15 protein-coding genes are annotated in these 17763 nt (G+C 70.4%); 8 read left to right on the forward strand and 7 right to left on the reverse strand.

Annotated features, from left to right (window positions below; translation table 11 throughout):
* Window positions 1-33: 33 nt before the first annotated feature.
* The 4 genes from efeB (at window position 34) to ACIOC1_RS02230 (ending at window position 5293) form a co-directional block, all read left to right on the forward strand.
* Window positions 34-1341, forward strand: a complete 1308-nt coding sequence (gene efeB / locus ACIOC1_RS02215) for an iron uptake transporter deferrochelatase/peroxidase subunit (protein WP_401851975.1) — start codon at window positions 34-36, stop codon at window positions 1339-1341.
* A gap of 79 nt (window positions 1342-1420) precedes the next feature.
* Window positions 1421-2350 carry a prephenate dehydratase gene (gene pheA, locus ACIOC1_RS02220; RefSeq protein WP_355336599.1) on the forward strand — a complete coding sequence of 310 codons (930 nt, stop codon included), beginning with the start codon at window positions 1421-1423 and terminating at the stop codon, window positions 2348-2350.
* A gap of 658 nt (window positions 2351-3008) precedes the next feature.
* Window positions 3009-4295, forward strand: a complete 1287-nt coding sequence (gene serS, locus ACIOC1_RS02225; protein WP_355336600.1) for a serine--tRNA ligase — start codon at window positions 3009-3011, stop codon at window positions 4293-4295.
* Between the two features lie 146 nt (window positions 4296-4441).
* Window positions 4442-5293, forward strand: coding sequence for an HAD family hydrolase (locus tag ACIOC1_RS02230; protein ID WP_401851978.1), 852 nt, complete (start codon window positions 4442-4444; stop codon window positions 5291-5293).
* Window positions 5294-5402: 109 nt separating this feature from the next.
* Here ACIOC1_RS02230 and ACIOC1_RS02235 read toward each other — a convergent pair whose 3' ends face one another.
* The 5 genes from ACIOC1_RS02235 to ACIOC1_RS02255 form a co-directional block, all read right to left on the reverse strand.
* Window positions 5403-6083 carry a rhomboid-like protein gene (locus ACIOC1_RS02235; RefSeq protein WP_391158912.1) on the reverse strand — a complete coding sequence of 227 codons (681 nt, stop codon included), beginning with the start codon at window positions 6081-6083 and terminating at the stop codon, window positions 5403-5405.
* Between the two features lie 222 nt (window positions 6084-6305).
* Window positions 6306-7025: an ABC transporter permease subunit gene (locus tag ACIOC1_RS02240; RefSeq protein WP_401851981.1), complete on the reverse strand. Its 720-nt coding sequence runs from the start codon at window positions 7023-7025 to the stop codon at window positions 6306-6308.
* An 82-nt stretch (window positions 7026-7107) separates the two neighbouring features.
* Window positions 7108-8025 (reverse strand): ABC transporter ATP-binding protein, encoded by a 918-nt coding sequence (locus ACIOC1_RS02245; RefSeq protein WP_355336602.1) that lies wholly within the window; start codon window positions 8023-8025, stop codon window positions 7108-7110.
* Window positions 8022-8945: an ABC-2 transporter permease gene (locus ACIOC1_RS02250; RefSeq protein WP_355336761.1), complete on the reverse strand. Its 924-nt coding sequence runs from the start codon at window positions 8943-8945 to the stop codon at window positions 8022-8024. Before ACIOC1_RS02250 ends, ACIOC1_RS02245 begins: the two co-directional genes overlap by 4 nt.
* 4 nt (window positions 8946-8949) lie before the next feature.
* Complete coding sequence (locus ACIOC1_RS02255; protein ID WP_401851985.1) at window positions 8950-10059, reverse strand: ABC transporter ATP-binding protein; 1110 nt, start codon at window positions 10057-10059, stop codon at window positions 8950-8952.
* Window positions 10060-10285: 226 nt separating this feature from the next.
* On the opposite strand from ACIOC1_RS02255, the gene ACIOC1_RS02260 reads away from it, so the two are divergent.
* The 4 genes from ACIOC1_RS02260 to ACIOC1_RS02275 all read left to right on the forward strand — a co-directional run bounded on the left by ACIOC1_RS02260 (window position 10286) and on the right by ACIOC1_RS02275 (window position 15106).
* Window positions 10286-11227 (forward strand): M24 family metallopeptidase, encoded by a 942-nt coding sequence (locus ACIOC1_RS02260; protein WP_401851237.1) that lies wholly within the window; start codon window positions 10286-10288, stop codon window positions 11225-11227.
* Window positions 11224-13143: an SDR family oxidoreductase gene (locus tag ACIOC1_RS02265; protein ID WP_401851240.1), complete on the forward strand. Its 1920-nt coding sequence runs from the start codon at window positions 11224-11226 to the stop codon at window positions 13141-13143. Before ACIOC1_RS02260 ends, ACIOC1_RS02265 begins: the two co-directional genes overlap by 4 nt.
* Before the next feature lie 90 nt (window positions 13144-13233).
* Entirely contained in the window at window positions 13234-14127 is an 894-nt protein-coding gene (locus ACIOC1_RS02270) for a metal-dependent hydrolase (RefSeq protein ID WP_391042111.1), read from the forward strand.
* 28 nt (window positions 14128-14155) lie between these two features.
* Complete coding sequence (locus tag ACIOC1_RS02275) at window positions 14156-15106, forward strand: MerR family transcriptional regulator (RefSeq protein WP_401851243.1); 951 nt, start codon at window positions 14156-14158, stop codon at window positions 15104-15106.
* Window positions 15107-15122: 16 nt separating this feature from the next.
* On the opposite strand, the gene ACIOC1_RS02280 is transcribed toward ACIOC1_RS02275, so the two are convergent.
* Entirely contained in the window at window positions 15123-16019 is an 897-nt protein-coding gene (locus ACIOC1_RS02280) for an LLM class flavin-dependent oxidoreductase (RefSeq protein WP_401851245.1), read from the reverse strand.
* Window positions 16020-16640: 621 nt separating this feature from the next.
* Window positions 16641-17564: a hypothetical protein gene (locus tag ACIOC1_RS02285; protein WP_401851247.1), complete on the reverse strand. Its 924-nt coding sequence runs from the start codon at window positions 17562-17564 to the stop codon at window positions 16641-16643.
* Window positions 17565-17763: the final 199 nt, after the last annotated feature.

Below are 17763 nucleotides of genomic sequence, written 5' to 3' on the forward strand. Positions count from 1 at the left end.
GATTCGGCGGAAGACGTGAAGCCCGCGGAGTCCGTGCGGACCGAGGACGCGGCCCCCGCCGGGCTCAGCAGGCGGCGGCTGCTCGGTACGGCCGGGGCCGCGGGCGCGGCCGGACTGGTCGTCGGCGGCGGTGCCGGTGCGGGCGTCGCGCGGGCCGCGCGGGACGAGCCGGTCGCGCTGAGCACGGTCGGTTCCGCGTACGTCCCCTTCGAGGGCGCGCGGCAGGCCGGAATAGTCGGGCCCGCGCAGGCCGTCGGCCACCTCGTCGCCTTCGACCTGGTACCGGGCGCGGACCGCAAGGCCGCCGCCGCGCTGCTGCGCCGCTGGTCGGACGCAGTACGGACGATGACGCGACCGGGAACACAGCCGGGGACGCGGAGCGGGACCTCGCCGGGGCGCCGGGACGCGCTGCCCTCGTCGTACGACGATCAGATCGCGTACGACGCCGGGCCGTCCTCGCTGACGGTCACCTTCGGTTTCGGCCGGACCTTCTTCGGCCGTACGGGGCTGACCGGGCGGTTGCCCGGGGCGCTGGCGCCGCTGCCGGACTTCGCGGGCGACGCCCTCGACCCGAAGCGGAGCAACGGCGATCTGTGGGTGCAGATCGGCGCGGACGACGCGTTGGTCGCCTTCCACGCGCTGCGCGTGCTCCAGAAGGCGGCGCGGGACACCGCCGGGGTGCGCTGGCAGATGAACGGGTTCAACCGGACGCCGGGCGCGACCGCGCACCCGATGACCGGGCGCAATCTGATGGGCCAGATCGACGGGACCAACAATCCGAAGCCGACCGACGCCGATTTCGATCAGCGGATCTTCGTACCGGCGGGCGGCTCCGCCGACTCCGGCTCCCCGGCCTGGATGGCGGGCGGTTCGTACGCCGTCGTCCGCCGCATCCGGATGCTGCTGGACTCCTGGGACCATCTGTCGGTGGCCCGGCAGGAGAAGGTGATCGGGCGCCGCAAGTCGGACGGGGCGCCGCTGTCGGGCGGCACCGAGACCACGCCGGTCGACCTGGCGAAGGTCGGCGCGGACGGCGCCCTGGCCATCGCGGGCGACGCGCACGTCCGGGTCGCGGCCCCGGCCTCCAACGGCGGCGCCGCCATGCTGCGGCGGGCGTTCTCGTACCACGACGGCATCGGGACGGACGGGACTCCGGACGCCGGGCTGCTCTTCGTGGCCTGGCAGGCCGATCCGCTCAAGGGTTTCGTGCCGGTGCAGCGCAAGCTGGACGGCGGCGACGGCCTCTCGCGCTTCCTGCGGCACGAGGCGAGCGGACTCTTCGCGGTGCCGGGCGGCTGCGGACCCGGAGAATACGTGGGTCAGCGGCTGCTCGAAGGGTGATCGCACGATCTGGTGGCGGTGTTCCGGGCTGATGAACAGACCGGCATTCCGGGTCGGTGCGGGCCATTAGGCTGAACGCATGTCGCCAGCGAGCCGTTATACCTATCTGGGTCCCGAAGGCACGTTCACCGAGGCCGCGCTGCGGCTGCTGCCCGAGGCCGCCACGCGCGAGCTGGTACCGATGGTGTCGGTGCCCGCGGCGCTCGACGCGGTGCGCAACGGCGAGGCGGGCGGTGCGCTGGTCCCGATCGAGAACTCCGTCGAGGGCGGCATCACCGCCACGCTCGACGAGCTGGCGTTCGGCGACCCGCTGATGATCTACCGCGAGGTGCTGCTGCCGATCGCCTTCGCGCTGCTGGTCAGGCCGGGCACCGCGCTGTCCGACGTGAAGACGGTGACCGGGCACCCGGCCGCGCAGTCTCAGGTGCGCAACTGGCTGTCGGGCAATCTGCCCGACGCGGTGTGGGAGTCGGCCGCGTCGAACGCGGACGGCGCGCGGCTGGTGCAGGAGGGCCGCTTCGACGGCGCCTTCGCGGGCGAGTTCGCGGCGCCGACGTACGGTCTCGAACCGCTGGCCACCGACATCCGCGACGCGCAGAACGCGACGACGCGCTTCGTGCTCGTCGGGCGTCCGGCGCGGCTGGCGGCGCCGACCGGCGCGGACAAGACGTCGGCGGTGTTCTGGCTGCGCGACGACCACCCCGGCGCGCTGCTCGAACTCCTCCAGGAGTTCGCGATCCGCGGGGTGAACCTGATGCGGATCGAGTCCCGGCCGACCGGTCGCGGCCTCGGTCAGTACTGCTTCTCGGTGGACGCCGAGGGTCACCTCACGGACCGCCGGGTCGGCGAGACGCTGATGGGGCTGCGCCGCCGCTGCCTGAACGTCCGCTTCCTCGGTTCGTACCCCCGGGCCGACGAGGTCGAGGTGCGGGTGGCGCGGGGAACGACGGACTCGGAGTTCACGGACGCGGCGGACTGGCTGAACCGGGCGCTGGACGGGCGGGCCTGAGGCGGGTGCTGGACGGGCGGCCCTGAGGCGGGCGGGCCTGAACCGGGCGGCCCTGAACCGGGCAGGTCTGAACCGGGCAGGGCGTGTTCTTCCACCGTGGGGAAAAGTTATCCACAGGCTTCGAGCGCAGCCTGTGGGTAACTGGGGACATGTCGACACAGCAACCCGACCTAGTCGACAAATCTGTACACAGACACCACCGCTGTCCACAGCGGGGCAGGTCACCCCTCGTCACCCCAATTCCCCCGACCAACTCTCCCGAGGGAACACTTCTCACTCGAAAGTGAGTGTGGAACGGGTTTGAAGGGGGAATCCATAGCCGAGCATCGAGCCCGGTCGAAAGATCTCCCTCCTTCTCCACAGATCTTCCCCACACCCTGTGGACAAAGAATGGAAATCCCCAGCAGCCTGTGGATAACTTTCGGCCGGACGGCCCCCGAGAGGCCCGCGAAGGCCCCGCCGGAGCCCCGGCGGCGATGATCAACTCCGGTTCTCCACAGGCGCGATGACCCGGGGGAGGGACGCGGCGAATTTGGTTGACCGTCCCCCCTTTCTCCCCTTTACGGAATTTCCTCGCTTTACCCCCGAAGCGGACAAAGCACACTATAAAGTTCGTAAGTTGTCGCGGCCGATGCCCGCTCCCCGGTAACCTGGTCGCGTGATTGACCTTCGTCTGCTTCGTGAGGACCCCGACCGTGTGCGCGCCTCGCAGCGCGCCCGTGGAGAGGACGTCGCGCTCGTCGACTCCCTCCTCTCCGCCGACGAGCGGCGCAGGTCGTCCAGTACCCGCTTCGACGAGCTGCGCGCCGAGCAGAAGCAGCTCGGCAAGCTGATCCCGAAGGCGCAGGGCGAGGAGAAGGCCGAGCTGCTCAAGCGGACCGGCGAGCTGTCGGCCGCCGTCAAGGCCGCGGACGCCGAGCAGCACGAGGCGGCGGAAGAGGCCCAGCGGCTCCTGCTCCAGCTCGGCAACCTCGTCCACCCGGACGCGCCGATCGGCGGCGAGGAGGACTTCGTCGTCCTCGAACAGCACGGCGCGCCGCGCGACTTCGCAGCCGAGGGCTTCACCCCCAAGGACCACCTGGAGCTGGGCGAACTGCTCGGCGCCATCGACGTCGACCGCGGTGCCAAGGTGTCCGGCTCGCGCTTCTACTACCTGACCGGTGTCGGCGCCCTGCTCGAACTGGCCCTGGTCAACGCGGCCGTCGCGCAGGCCACCGCCGCCGGTTTCACGCCCGTCCTGACCCCGACCCTGGTCAAGCCGTCCGCGATGGCGGGCACCGGCTACCTCGGCCAGGTCGAGGACGACGTCTACTACCTGGAGAAGGACGACCTGTACCTGGTCGGCACCTCCGAGGTCCCGCTCGCCGCGTACCACATGGACGAGATCATCGACGCGGGCAAGCTGCCGCTGCGCTACGCCGGTTTCTCGCCCTGCTACCGGCGCGAGGCGGGCTCGTACGGCAAGGACACCCGCGGCATCATCCGCGTCCACCAGTTCGACAAGGTGGAGATGTTCGTCTACACCACGCCGGAGGACGCGGAGGCCGAGCACCAGCGGCTGCTGGCCTGGGAGAAGCAGTGGCTGTCCGCGCTCGAGCTGCCGTTCCAGGTGATCGAGCTGGCCTCGGGCGACCTGGGCTCCTCGGCGTCGCGGAAGTTCGACTGCGAGGCGTGGATCCCGACGCAGGGCAAGTACCGCGAGCTGACCTCGACGTCGAACACGACCGAGTACCAGTCCCGCCGCCTGTCGATCCGGCTGCGTGACGAGAAGGGCACCCGGCCGCTGGCCACGCTGAACGGCACGCTGTGCGCGGTGCCGCGGACGATCGTGGCGATCTTGGAGAACCACCAGCTCGCGGACGGTTCCGTACGGGTGCCGGAAGTGCTGCGGCCGTACCTGGGCGGCCGGGAGCTGCTGGAGCCCGTCACGTCCAGCGCCAAGTGAGCGAGTCGGAGGCCGGGGCCCTCGCCGGTACGGGACCGGGTGCGGGGGCCGCGGACGGAGCCGAAGCCGTGACCGGAGCCGAAGCCGTGACCGGCGCCGAAGCCGGTACCGGAGCCGGAACCGTCACCGGAGCCGCGGACAGAGCCATGGACAGGGCCGCGCACAGGGCCCCGGCCGCCGACGCGACCGACGCGGCGCGGATTCCGTACCGGATGGTCGCCACCGACCTGGACGGGACGCTGCTGCGCGGCGACAACACCGTCTCGCGGGTGACGAGGGACGCGCTCGCCGCGACGGTGGCGGCGGGCGCGGTGCACATCATCGTCACCGGCCGCTCGGTGCCGTGGACCCGGCACGTACTGGACGACCTCGGGTACGAGGGCCTGGCGGTCTGCGGCCAGGGCGCGCAGCTCTACGACGCGGGCGCGCACCGGCTGCTGACCTCGGTCACCCTCGACCGGCAGCTCGCCGGGCTCGCGCTGGCCAAGATCGAGGCCGAGGTGGGCCCGCTGTTCCTCGCGGCCAGCCGCGACGGCCTGGCCGGCGACGTCCTGATCGGCGAGGGGTACCGGTACAACCCCGAGCTGCCGGTCATCCTCATGTCCGACCCGGCCGAGCTGTGGTCCGCGCCCATCAACAAGCTGTACATACAGCACCCGGAGCTGGGGGACGACGGTCTGGCGCGGGCCGCCCGCGAGGTGGCCGGTGACCTGGTGGGCGTGACGATGGCGGGCGAGGGCATCGTGGAGCTGCTGCCGCTCGGCCTCACCAAGGCGACCGGGCTCTCGCTGGCCGCGCGGCGGCTCGGCGTGACGGCCGCCGAGACGATCGCCTTCGGTGACATGCCCAACGACCTGCCGATGTTCGCCTGGGCGGGGTACGGCGTGGCGATGGCCAACGCCCATCCGGAGCTGCGGCGGGTCGCCGACGAGGTGACGCTGTCGAACGACGAGGACGGCATCGCGGTGGTCCTGGAACGGCTCTTCGGGCCGTTCTGAACGGCCCGGCCGGGTGTGCCGGGGGTGCGCAGGAGGCCGGGGCGGGGCTGAACGTGTCGGGGCGGGGTCGGGGCTAGGTCGCAGCGGGGTCGCGGCGGGGGCGCGGCGCTCAGGCGGTCTTCTCGCGGGCGCGCCCCGGCGGCGTGATCGCGTAACAGCTCAGGCCGATCAGCGCGGCCGTGAAGTGGCCGAGGTCGGTGTAGGTCGCGTCGCCGAGCAGCGGATAGCCGAAGAAGCCCAGCACGCCGAGGAGATATCCCCAGCGCCAGGGGCGCGGCACCAGATACGTGAGGACGCCGACGATGCCCGCGAGGCCGTAGCTGACCCCGATGTCCACGGTGTGCGCGAGGGAGCGCGGCAGCCGCTGGTCCCTGATGCCGAACATGACGGCCTTCTCGCTGACGAGCGTCGCGCCGATGTGCGCGGTCGCGACGACGACCAGCCAGCGCCAGGTGCCGAGCCAACGTTCGGCCGGGGCGTGGATCAGCTCGAAGAGGAAGAAGTAGAGGACGAGGCCCGAGGGCGTCTCTATCCACAGGGCGCTGGCGAACAGCACCCGCAGCGGGTGCTGCCGCAGCTGGACCAGGTTGGTGCTGACGTGGTGCAGCAGATACGAGCGGACGTGCGGCGACACGACGGCGACGATGCCGCTGGTGATGATCAGGATCAGCAGCCAGATGTGGGTGCCGGGCGAGGCACGTATCCACTGCGCGGCGAAGCGCCGCGCGTCACTCGGGGTGACGCGGCGGCGCTCGCGGGCGGCGGTGGAGGACTCGTGAGCCGGGGCCATCGCGACCAGTCTTCACCGATCACAGCCGGGCTGCGACTCGCTCCCTTCCATTGACACCGCATTCACAGCTTGCGCCGCCGTCACACCGTGTTCCCGTTCCCGCGGGTGGTCTTTTCCCTGCCGGTGCCTCGGCCCCGGTCCCTTCCATGCCGGTGCCTCGGCCCCGGTCCCTTCCCTGCCGGTGCCTCGGTCCCGGTCCCTGCGGGTGACGTACCCGGGTCCCTACTCCTCACCCGCGAGCTTGAGGGTGCGCAGCTTGTGTCCGGCGAACCAGGTGGTGCCGACGGTGACCACCACGAGCAGCACGATCGCGGTCGGCAGACCGACGTCGGAGCTGACGATGCCGCCGTGGCCCAGCTTCTGCGCGACCGCGAGCGACCACTGCTGGACGCTGAGGGTCCTGGCGCCCGGCACCACATTGCCGATGACGGACTCCCAGACCAGGGCGTAGACCAGGCCGACGATCACCGCGTGCCGGGTGAGGACGCCCAGCATCAGGAAGATCGCCGCGTAGGCGACGGACGCGACGGCGGCGGCGACCCCGAAGGCGACCGCGACGTTCTGCCCGTTGCCGTTGAGGATGAATCCGGCGAGCAGGGTGGGGATGGCGGAGAAGGCGGCGACCACGCCTATCGCCACGATGAGCTTGGTGGACACGATCGTGGACCGTCTGATCGGCTTGGCCAGCAGGTAGACGATCGCGCCGTCGTCGATCTCCGGGCCGATGGCGCCGGTGCCGGCGATGACGCCGACCAGCGGGACCATCGCGCTGAGCGCGAAGCCCTGGAGGATGTCGTTGGCGGTGGAGTCGTCCGCGCCGGTCAGCGCGCGGACCGCGACGGAGATGATCAGCAGCAGCATCGGCAGCGCGAAGAGCAGCAGGGCGCGGCGGCGGCCGAGCAGCGCGCGGTAGGTGAGCCGGGCCACGGTGGGGTGGAACACGGCGGGCCCTGAGCGGACGGGGGCCGCGGCCCTGCCGCTCGGCGGCGCGGGGGTCTGAGTGGCGGACATCTGTGTCGGCTCCTTATGCCGTGACCAGGTAGGAGAAGACGCTCTCCAGGGACTCGTCGGACGGCGAGACGGTGAAGAGCCGGATGCCGTGGTCGCGGGCGATCCGGGGCAGGAATTCGGTGAATCCGGCGAAGTCGATGGCCTGGACGCGCAGCGCCTTCTCCGACCAGTCCAGCTCGATCGCGGCGGTGGACGCGTGCGCGATCAGCACGGACGCGAGCAGCCGGTCGTCGCTCGACCGTACGAGATAGCGGTGCGGGCGGTCGGTCATCAGGCGGCGGATCTTGCGGAAGTCGCCGGAGGCCGCGTGGCGCCCCGCCACCACGACCTCGATGTGGTGGGCGAGCTGCTCGACCTCCTCCAGGATGTGCGAGGAGAACAGGACGGTCCTGCCCTCGGCGCCCATCCGCCGCAGCAGCTCCATCAGGTGCAGCCGCTGCCGGGGGTCCATGCCGTTGAACGGCTCGTCGAGCAGCAGCACCGACGGGTCGTGGACCAGCGCGGACGCCATCTTGGCGCGCTGCCGCATGCCCTTGCTGTACGTGTCGATCTGCCGGTCCTGGGCGTACTCCATCTCGACCGTGGCCAGCGCCCGCCGGGCGGCGGCGTCCGGGTCGGGCAGGCCGTGCAGCTCCGCGTTGGCGACCACGAACTCGCGGGCGGTGAGGAAGTCGTACATCGCCTCGCGCTCGGGCACGATGCCGATCTCGCGGTACGACTGCTCATTGCGCCAGATGGGCGTCCCGTCGAGGGTGACGGCGCCGGTGGAAGGGGCCAGGAAGCCCGCCATCATGTTGATGAGGGTGGATTTTCCGGCGCCGTTGGGGCCGAGCAGGCCGGTGACACCGGGGCCGATCGTCATGGTGATGTCGTTGACCGCCACCACGTTGCCGAACCAGCGCGAGACGTTGTCGATGCTGATCGTCGTCACGAGAGACCGACCTTCTGGTAGCGGCGCATCAGGAGGCCGAAGCTGCCGGTGATGATGGTGAGGACGGCCAGGAGGTAGACGATGCCGGCCAGCGCGTCCGGCGGTCCCGAGGCGTGCGGGAAGGCCGAGCTCGCGCCGAGGAACCAGGTCTGGAAGCCGTCGATCAGCGTGATCGGCGAGAAGAGGCCGAGCCACCCGATCACCTCGTAGTTCTCCTGCACGGAGGCGACGCCCTGGACGCTGGAGACCGCGCCGTAGGTGATGACGAACACCGCGATGATCGCGGCGACGCCGAAGCCGCGGCGCGGGGTGATCGCGGCGATGACGAGCGCGATGCCCGCGAAGAGCAGCGACAGCAGGAGTACGGACACCAGACCCTTCGCGAACCCGGCGGTCTGGGTGCCGAAGCTGAGCTTCGCCAGCAGCGCGCCGATGTAGAGGATGAGCAGGGGCAGCGCGGTCAGCAGGAACAGCGCCGTGGCGAGCGCCGCGTATTTGGCGGCCACGTAGTCGACGCGCTCGATGGGCCGCGAGAAGTACAGCGGCGTGGTCTTGAACCGCAGGTCGCGGGAGACCGACTGCGGGGCCTGCGAGGCGACGAAGAGGGTGATGACCGCCTGGAGGATCACCGCGTAACGGGTGTAGTCGACCGGCAGCTTCGTCATGTTGGTGAAGATCGCGACCGCCACCATGATCAGCGCGGGCGCGCACATCGCGGCGAGCAGGATCATCGGCAGCACCTTGGACTTCGCGCTGCGGCCGAGGCCGTACGCGCCGCGCAGGCTCTGGCTGAAGAGGGAGCGCCGGGCGTAGGCGCGGCCGAGGCGCGGGCCGGTGTACTTGCGGTAACCGATGTTGTGGATGACGTCGGGGGCGGTGCCGGTGCCCGGGGGGCCGGGGTTCGGCGTGCCGGGCGTCACCGTGTCAGGCTGCGTCACGGCCTTCTCCTTCCTTGGTCAGGGTCGCGGTGTCCGGGGTGCTCGGGGTGCTCTTGCCGGGCGGGGTGCTCGTGTCGTGCGAAGTGCTCTTGTCGGGCGGGGTGCTCTTGCCGGGCGGGGCGCTCGTGTCGGGCCGGGTGCCGGGGTCGTGCGGGGGGTCGGGGTCCGGGCGGTCGGGGTCGTCCGGGTCGTCGTACGTCAGGTCCTCGTCGTCCGTGAACAGCTCGGCGATGCGGTGGCGGCGCTGCTCCATGCGCACCAGGCCGACCCCGAGAGCGGCGACGGCGTCGCGGACGGTGTCGTACGTCGCGTCGTCCGCTATGTCGACGTGCAGCAGGTGGCCCTTGGTCTGGGCGGTGAGCCCGGCGCCGGTCAGCGCGGCCAGCAGCTCCTTCTCACGGTCGGTGACCTCGACCGCGAGCGACGCCGTGGCCTGCGTGAAGTCGCTGGTGGAGGAGGCGCGCAGCAGTGTGCCGCCGTCGATGACGACGATGTGGTCGCTGGTGCGCTCCAGCTCGCCGAGCAGGTGCGAGGTGACCAGCACCGAGATGCCGAAGTCGGTGTGCACGCGGCGGATCAGACCCAGCATCTCGTCGCGGCCCGCCGGGTCGAGGCCGTTGGTCGGCTCGTCGAGCAGGACGAGCTGCGGGTCGTGGACCAGCGCCTGCGCGAGCTTGACGCGCTGCTTCATGCCCGTCGAGTAGCCGCCCATCGGGCGGTACCGCTCCTCGTAGAGGCCGACGTGGCGCAGCGTGTCGGCGGTCCGCTCGCGCGCGGCGGTCGGCGGCAGCCCCGACATCCGGGCCATGTGGACGACGAATTCGGTCGCCGAGACGTCGGGCGGCAGGCAGTCGTGCTCGGGCATGTAGCCGACGAGGCCGCGGATCTCGGCGCCGTTGGTGGCCACGTCGAGTCCGAGCACGGCGGCACGACCCTCGGTCGCCGGGGACAGTCCCAGCAGGATCTTGATCAGGGTCGATTTCCCGGCGCCGTTGGCACCCACCAGCCCGGTCACACCGGGGGTGATGTCGACGGTCAGCCGGTCAAGAGCGGTCACCCTCGGGTACCGCTTGCTCAGGCTTTCGGTAGCGATCACAGTCACGTGTCCGACCGTAGTGGCGGGCGAGACAGTCCCGCGTCCGTCCCGAGGATCGGATCCGCCGCGATCGGGGTACTCCTGCGGGCTGACCACCCGTAGGGGTCGGGGGGTTTCGGGGAGTTATCCACAGGGGGTCGCGGGGCTCTTGACCTTGCCACGAGCCGATGTCACATTGATTGCTGTCAGCTTTCGGATGTCGGCGCGGGGTCTGGGGTGAGCGGCCATGGGCGAGGGGTGGGACGGCGGGCGCGACGGGTTCCGTGAGGTCGACGGGCTCGACGGGTTCCGTGAGGTGCAGCGGCTGGCGTACGCATGCGCGGAGGCGGTCGCGGCGGAGCTGCGGCCGGGGATGACCGAGCGGGACGCGGCGCACGCGATGCGGGTGTGGGCGCGGGAGCGCGGGGTCCGCGACTGGTTCCATCTGCCCTTCGCCTGGTTCGGCGACCGTACGGCCTTCACCGGCTTCAAGGTGCCGCTCCAGTTCTTCCCGACCGGGCGGCGGCTCGACCCCGGCATGCCGTTCATCCTCGACCTGGCCCCTGTATACGCGGGCTGCACCGCCGACATCGGCTACTCCGGTTCGCTCGGCCCCAATCCGGTGCAGGAACGGCTGATGGCGGATCTGCGCGAGCACCGCGAGCTGATCCTGCGCGGGGTGCGCGAGCGGCGCCCGCTGCGCACCGTCTACCAGGACGTCGACCGGCTGATGGTCAGGCAGGGGTACGCCAACCGGCATCGCGCGTATCCCTTCGGCGTGATCGCCCACAAGGTCGACCGGGTGCGCGAGCGCCGCTGGTCGCCGCGGATCGCCGGATTCGGCACGCGGAGCCTGAAGGGGCTGGCCTCCGACGCGTTGCACGGACACCGCGAGGGCTGGTCACCGCTGTGGAGTCCGCACCGCATGTCCGACCACCCCCCATACCCCGGTCTGTGGGCGGTGGAGCCACATGTGGGATTCCGCGGCACCGGCGCGAAGTTCGAGGAGATCCTCGTGGTCACGGAGACCGACGCCTACTGGCTGGACGACGACCTGCCGCACGTCAGGCGCTGGCGGGAGACGGACGCGGACACGAGGACGGGATCGATGTCGAGGTCACGGATGGGGACGGGCACGGAATCGGGTTCGGGGACGGGGACGGGGACTGGGACGGGGGTGGCGGCATGACGCGGGACCAGTGGGAAGAGCGGGACGACCGGGACGAGGGCGCGGGTCCGGGCGAGGGCGGCGGCGAGAGCCCGGGCGAAGCGGTACGGGACGGGGAGGCGCGGGACGGGGCGGCCGACGCGGCGGCGCGGGAGAGGTTCGTGACCGGGGGCGGCGGCGTACGGCTGTGCGTCGCCGAGTACGGGGACGCGGTACTGCCGACGGTGGTGCTGGTGCACGGCTACCCGGACAGCAAAGAGGTGTGGTCGGAAGTGGCCGGGCTGCTCGCCGACCGCTTCCACGTGGTGCTCTACGACGTGCGCGGGCACGGCAGGTCGAGCGCCCCGGCGCGGCTCAAGGGCGGCTTCACGCTGGAGAAGCTCACCGAGGACTTCCTGGCGGTGGCGGACGCGGTCAGCCCGGACCGCCCGGTGCACCTGGTCGGGCACGACTGGGGTTCGGTGCAGGGCTGGGAATTCGTCACGGTCGGCGGGACCGAGGGCCGGATCTCCTCCTTCACCTCGATCTCGGGCCCGTCGCTCGACCACTTCGGCCACTGGATCAAGCGCCGGGTGCGCCGCCCCACCCCGCGCCGGGTCGCCCAAGTGGTCGGCCAGGGGGCCAAGTCCTGGTACGTGTACGCGCTGCACACCCCGGTGCTGCCGGAGCTGGCCTGGCGCGGAGCGCTCGGCAAGCAGTGGCCCAAGCTGCTCTCCCGCGCCGAGAAGCTGCCGTCCGACGGCTACCCGACCGCCTCGCTCCCCGAGGACGCGGCGCACGGCGCCTGGCTGTACCGGGACAACGTCCGCCGCAGGCTGGGCAGTCCGCGCACCGACGCGTACGCCCATGTCCCCGTGCAGCTCATCACGCCGACCGGCGACGCCTTCCTGTCGCAGCGGCTCTACGACGACCTGGAGCAGTGGGTGCCCCGGCTGACCCGGCGCACCGTCGCCGCCAAGCACTGGGTGCCGCGCTCCCGGCCCGAGCAACTGTCGCGCTGGATCGGCGAGTTCGTCACAGCGCACGAGTACGGCGGCCCCGCCGTCCCGGCCGCGACCTCGACCGTCACCGGGGCGGGCGGGACGGTACTCGGGAAGGCGGAGACCGGCGCCAAGGAGCGGTTCGGCGGCCAACTGGTGCTGGTCACCGGCGCGGCCAGCGGCATCGGCCGGGCCACCGCCTTCGCCTTCGCGGAGGCGGGCGCCCGGATCGTCGCGGTGGACCGGGACGCGGAAGGCGCCGCCAGAACCGCCGAGTTGGCCCGGCTGATCGGCGCGCCCGACGCGTGGCCCGAGACCGTCGACGTGTCGGACGCCGAGGCGATGGAGGAACTGGCCGAGCGCACGGCCGGCCTCCACGGCGTCCCCGACGTGGTGGTGAACAACGCGGGGATCGGTCTGGCGGGGGCCTTCCTCGACACCACACCCGAGGACTGGAAGCAGGTGCTCGACGTCAATCTGTGGGGCGTCATCCACGGCTGCCGCCTGTTCGGCCGGCAGATGGTGGAGCGCGGCCAGGGCGGGCACATCGTCAACACCGCGTCGGCCGCCGCCTTCCAGCCGTCCCGCTCCCTGCCCGCGTACAGCACGTCGAAGGCGGCGGTGCTGATGCTCAGCGAGTGCCTGCGGGCGGAGTTGGCGCCGCACGGCATCGGGGTGAGCGCGATCTGCCCGGGGCTGGTCAACACGCCCATCACCCGCAGCGCGCGGTTCGCGGGGGTCGGCGAGGAGGAGCAGGAGCGGCGCAGGGCGCGGTCCGCCCGGCTCTACGGGCTGCGCAACTACCCGCCGGAGAAGGTCGCCCGCGCGATCGTCCGGGCGGTGGAGCGCGACTCCGCGGTCGTCCCGGTCACGCCGGAGGCCCGCGGGGCGCGGCTGCTGTCCCGGCTCTCCCCCAAGACGCTGCGGGCGCTGGCCCGCGTGGACCCGCCGCTGTAGGCCCGCCGCCGGCTCACCACCGGCACCGTGCTGGCAGCACCGATCCCCACGCCGACACCGCCGATCTTCTCCGAAGGAGGACGCACCGCCATGAGTTACGCGATCAAGCCGCGCCGGGTCACGTTCGACTGGAAGCAGACCCCTCTGCACTGGATTCCGGGCGAGCCGACCGCGACGCACGTCATCAATGTGCTGCATCTGCTGCTGCCCGCGGGGGAGCGGTGGTTCGTGAAGGTGTTCAAGGAGGCGCTCCCCTACGTCAGCGACGAGCAACTGCTCAAGGACGTCAAGGGGTTCATGGGCCAGGAGGCCACCCACAGCGTGCAGCACGCGTATGTACTGGAGCACCTGGCCGAGCAGAATCTCGACACCAGCGGCTACACCAAGCACGTGGAGTGGATGTTCGACGTGCTGCTCGGCGAGAAGCCGCCGTGGGGCGCGCCGGTCACCCGGCGCGAGTGGCTGCGGTTCCGGCTGTCGCTGATCGCGGCGATCGAGCACTTCACCGCCGTCCTCGGCGACTGGATCCTGGACGCCGACGCGCTGGACGAGGTGGACACCGACGAGGTGATGCTGGACCTGCTGCGCTGGCACGGCGCGGAGGAGGTCGAGCACCGGGCGGTCGCGTTCGACATGTACCAGCACGTCGGCGGGGGCGGCGCGGGGCGGTATCTGCGGCGCGCGGAGGGCATGGCGTTCGCGTGGCCGACGCTGTTCTATCTGTGGGTGGTCGGGGCGCGCTACCTGATGCGGCACGACCCGGGGCTGGTCAAGGGCAAGTACCTGTTCAGGAACCACCGCGCCGCCGCCCGCCGCGGCCTGCTGCCGTCCTGGGCCGCGCTCAACGGGGCGATGCCCAGGTACCTGCGCCGGTCGTACCATCCGTCACAGGAGGGGTCGCTGAGCAAGGCCGTCGAGTATCTGGCCATGTCCCCCGCGGCCAGGGCCAGCGAAAGACCGGCGGGCCGCACCGCGGCCTCCTGACCACCGAGGAGTACGGAGGAGTGTGGGCGTGACCACCGCCGCCGAGCAGCGCGCGTACCGGATCGAGGACCTGTCCCATCTGAGCGGGACGACGGTCCGTACGATCCGCGCCTACACCGACCGCGGGCTGCTCCCGAAGCCGGAGCGCCGCGGCCGGGCCAATGTGTACGACGACACGCATCTGGCCCGGCTGCGGCAGATCGCCGATCTCCTGGAGCGCGGCTACACGCTGGCCAGCATCAAGGAGCTGCTGGCGGCGTGGGACGCGGGCACCGGCCTCGGCGGAGTGCTCGGCCTGGTCGGGGAGGTGGACCGGCCGTGGTCGGACGAGACGCCCGCGCGCATCAGCCTGGCCGAGCTGATCGAGGCGTTCGGCGGGACGGCGGATCTGACGGCCGTCGAGGAGGGCCTGCAACTGGGCATCCTGGAGCCGGTGCCGGGCAGCGACGAGGAATTCCTCGTACCGAGCCCCCAGGAGCTGGCGGTCGCCACGGAGCTGCACGCCGCCGGTGTGCCGCTGCCCGCGATCACCGGCCATCTGCGGGAGCTGCGGGTCCAGGTCGAGCACATCTCGGAGCGGTTCCTGGAGTTCACCACGGAGTACGTCTTCGAGCGGTTCCTGCGCCACCCGCCGACCGACGAGGAAGCCGAGGAGGCGGCGGCCCTGGTCCGGCGGCTGCGCCCGCTGGCCCAGCAGACCGTGGACGCCGAGCTGGCACGCGCCATGCGGATGCTCGCCACCGAGCACGTACGCCGTCACCTCGGCGACGCCGTGCTCCCCGCGCCGCCGCCGCGCCCGGCCGCCGAGCCGCCCTCGCACGTCCCGGTGCCCCTCCCGGCGGCCACGGTCGCCGCGGTCCGGGAGCTGGTCGGGCCCGACCACGTACCGGAGTTCGTGACGGCCGCCGCCGACCGGGAGATCGCGGCCCGCCGCATGGACGCCCTGACCGACCGGCGCCCCGACGACCCGACGCACTGACCACCCGGCGCGCGGATCAGGCCAGTTGGGCGGGGGCCTCCAGGGCGATCCGCTCGAAGGCGGCGGGGTCGGTGTCGAAGTCGCTGTCGGGGATGGGCCAGTGGATGACCATCTCGTCGATTCCGGCCTCCGCGTGGCGGCCGGCGAAGTCCACGAAGGCGTCCACCGACTCCAGCGGGCGCCCCTGGTCGGGGGTGAAGCCGGTCAGCATCACCTTCGGCACCTTCAGCACGTCCCGCCCGGCCTGCGCGCACGCCGCGCCCAGCCGTTCCACCTGCCCGCGTACCGCCGCCAGCGACTCCTCCGGCGTCCCCGTCTCGTACAGCGCCGGGTCCCCCGTCGTCACCCACGCCTGCCCGTACCGCGCGGCCAGCCGCATCCCCCGCGGTCCCGTCGCCGCCACCGCGAACGGAATCCTCGGCCGCTGCACACACCCCGGAATCGTCCGCGCCTCGTGCGCCGAGTAGAACTCCCCCTCGTACGACACCTGGCCGTTCGTCAACAGCCGGTCCAGCAGCCGCACGAACTCCCCGAACCGGTCCGCCCGCTCCCGCGGCGACCACGGCTCCTGCCCCAGCGCCGTCGCGTCGAACCCGCTCCCCCCGGCACCGATCCCCAGCGTCACCCGCCCCTCGCTCACGTCGTCGAGCGTCATCAAGTCCTTGGCGAGCGTGACCGGGTGCCGGAAATTCGGCGACGTCACCAGGGTGCCCAGGCGCATCCGGCCGGTGACCGCGGCGGCGGCGGTCAGCGTCGGCACCGCGCCGTACCACGGCTTGTCCCGGAAGCTCCGCCAGGACAGATGGTCATACGTATAGGCGGTCCCGAACCCCAGGTCCTCGGCCCGCCGCCACACCTCCCGCCCCTCGGCGGCCCAGCGGTAGATCGGCAGAATCACAGTGCCCAGACGCATGGGACCGAGCCTACGCAGGCTGTGCCCACAGGTCACGCATCGGGCGCGGAGGCGGGCACTAAGATGGTGACCCCATGATTAACACCGCCGACCCTCGCATCCTGCACTTCACCCATGTGGAGAACCTCGCAGGGATCGCAACCTCCGGCTCACCTATGGCTCTTACCTGTCCGCCCTGGGCATAGTCCCGATTCGTACCATCACAACGAATATCACCGCGACCTGCAGGGACGGAACGGTACCCCGTTCATCAGCTTGCCACCACATTGACCGAGTTCGCCGCTGCCCGGTCCTGGGCCTGTCGCCCTGCACCACCGCCGGTGGGAGCACGAGTCCACGTATTGCGCGCTGCAGCACACCCTCTGGCGGGCCCGAATGCTGCGCTCAAGGGACCTTATCGCGGTGGACCATGTGGGCCGTACTCACGCTCTACCCTGTTTCGCGGACGATTATGGTGGAGTCGCCGAGTCCGCCCCGAAATCGACCCAGACCGCTGCGGCTTCACCATCGCTCTTCACACTGCCTGGAACCTGGTGTCCAGGCGGCAGGGCATCACCAGCGGCGCAACCAACGTTATGGGCCGGCGGAGCTTTTTACCTCGTCTCGACTCCACCTGAGGTATTAACTTCGCCTGGCGAACGGAGCGGACGTCACGGTCGGCATAGAAACCTCGCTCGGGTTCCATACGAAGGATCGCGGTTTCCTGTTCTCGACCCATGCGTTAAAAGCAAGAATATACGTGGCAATCTGCCCCTTGGCGATATCACGAGTTGCGTGGATCTTCACCCGGCCAGCCTCACTGGCAGCCTTGGCAGCAATACTTTCGACCGCCCTTTTCTTCATGGCCTCACGCAAGTTCAATCGGGGGTCATTTCCGGGAAGCATTGCACCCGTGACAACACCTTCCTCCCAACTATCCCAGTGTCCATTTGTGAGATCACTACGCTCTCGTCGAGTGATATAGGTGGCAGCGGCAGCGGCGGAAGGCGTAATTTGAATCGCCTTCCAGAGTCGGAGGCCGAAGTTTGTGGCTTCCCCTACACCGGGCATCTCCTCGACCAACGCGAGATGCTCCTCGTTGGTCATTCTGCTACTAGAAGACGATAGATTGTTCGTGTCATACGCCACGATGAGCTTGATAGTGGCGGCAAGGGTAGCAGTATTTTTGTGGCCAGCGATGCTGAGAGAGTTTGCCGCGCTGCGATGGTAATTGACGTCCAGGACAGCAAAGCATTCTGCCGGGACACCGTAGAAGACAGGAATCCAGACCGGGACATTGCCGCTTCCAATGGCCATAAGGCGGTGTTGTCCGTCGATCAAGTTGCCATCGGGGTCGAATGCAATTCCTTGATGCGTCAGTCTCCAGCGTCCCGCATCAATTGCTGTCCGCCACTGCTTGACTTTCGCCGTGGAGATAGGTCGATTGTGCTTGATGTTGCGCTTTAACCATTCCCTTGCCAACTCAGGCGTGACGAGAGTAAGAACCATTTGGATCTCTGCTGGCGGCGTCAGGCCGCTACCCAGGGACAGTTGTCGGTCGTCCATGTGGGGATCATACACGGCCAGATGGGTGATCAATTCCAATACTGACATCTCCCGATGCAACCCCTAAAATAGAACAAATTAGTGAGTGCTTCGGTTAAATCGATCCTACTATCGATTAATGAGCCGCCGCCACGGCCATTTCTATGCGCATGATCATGGCTTGGGCTCGACGCGACTGCGACCTGGACGAGCTGCCTCG

Source organism: Streptomyces sp. NPDC088197 (assembly GCF_044741185.1).
Lineage (GTDB): Bacteria > Actinomycetota > Actinomycetes > Streptomycetales > Streptomycetaceae > Actinacidiphila.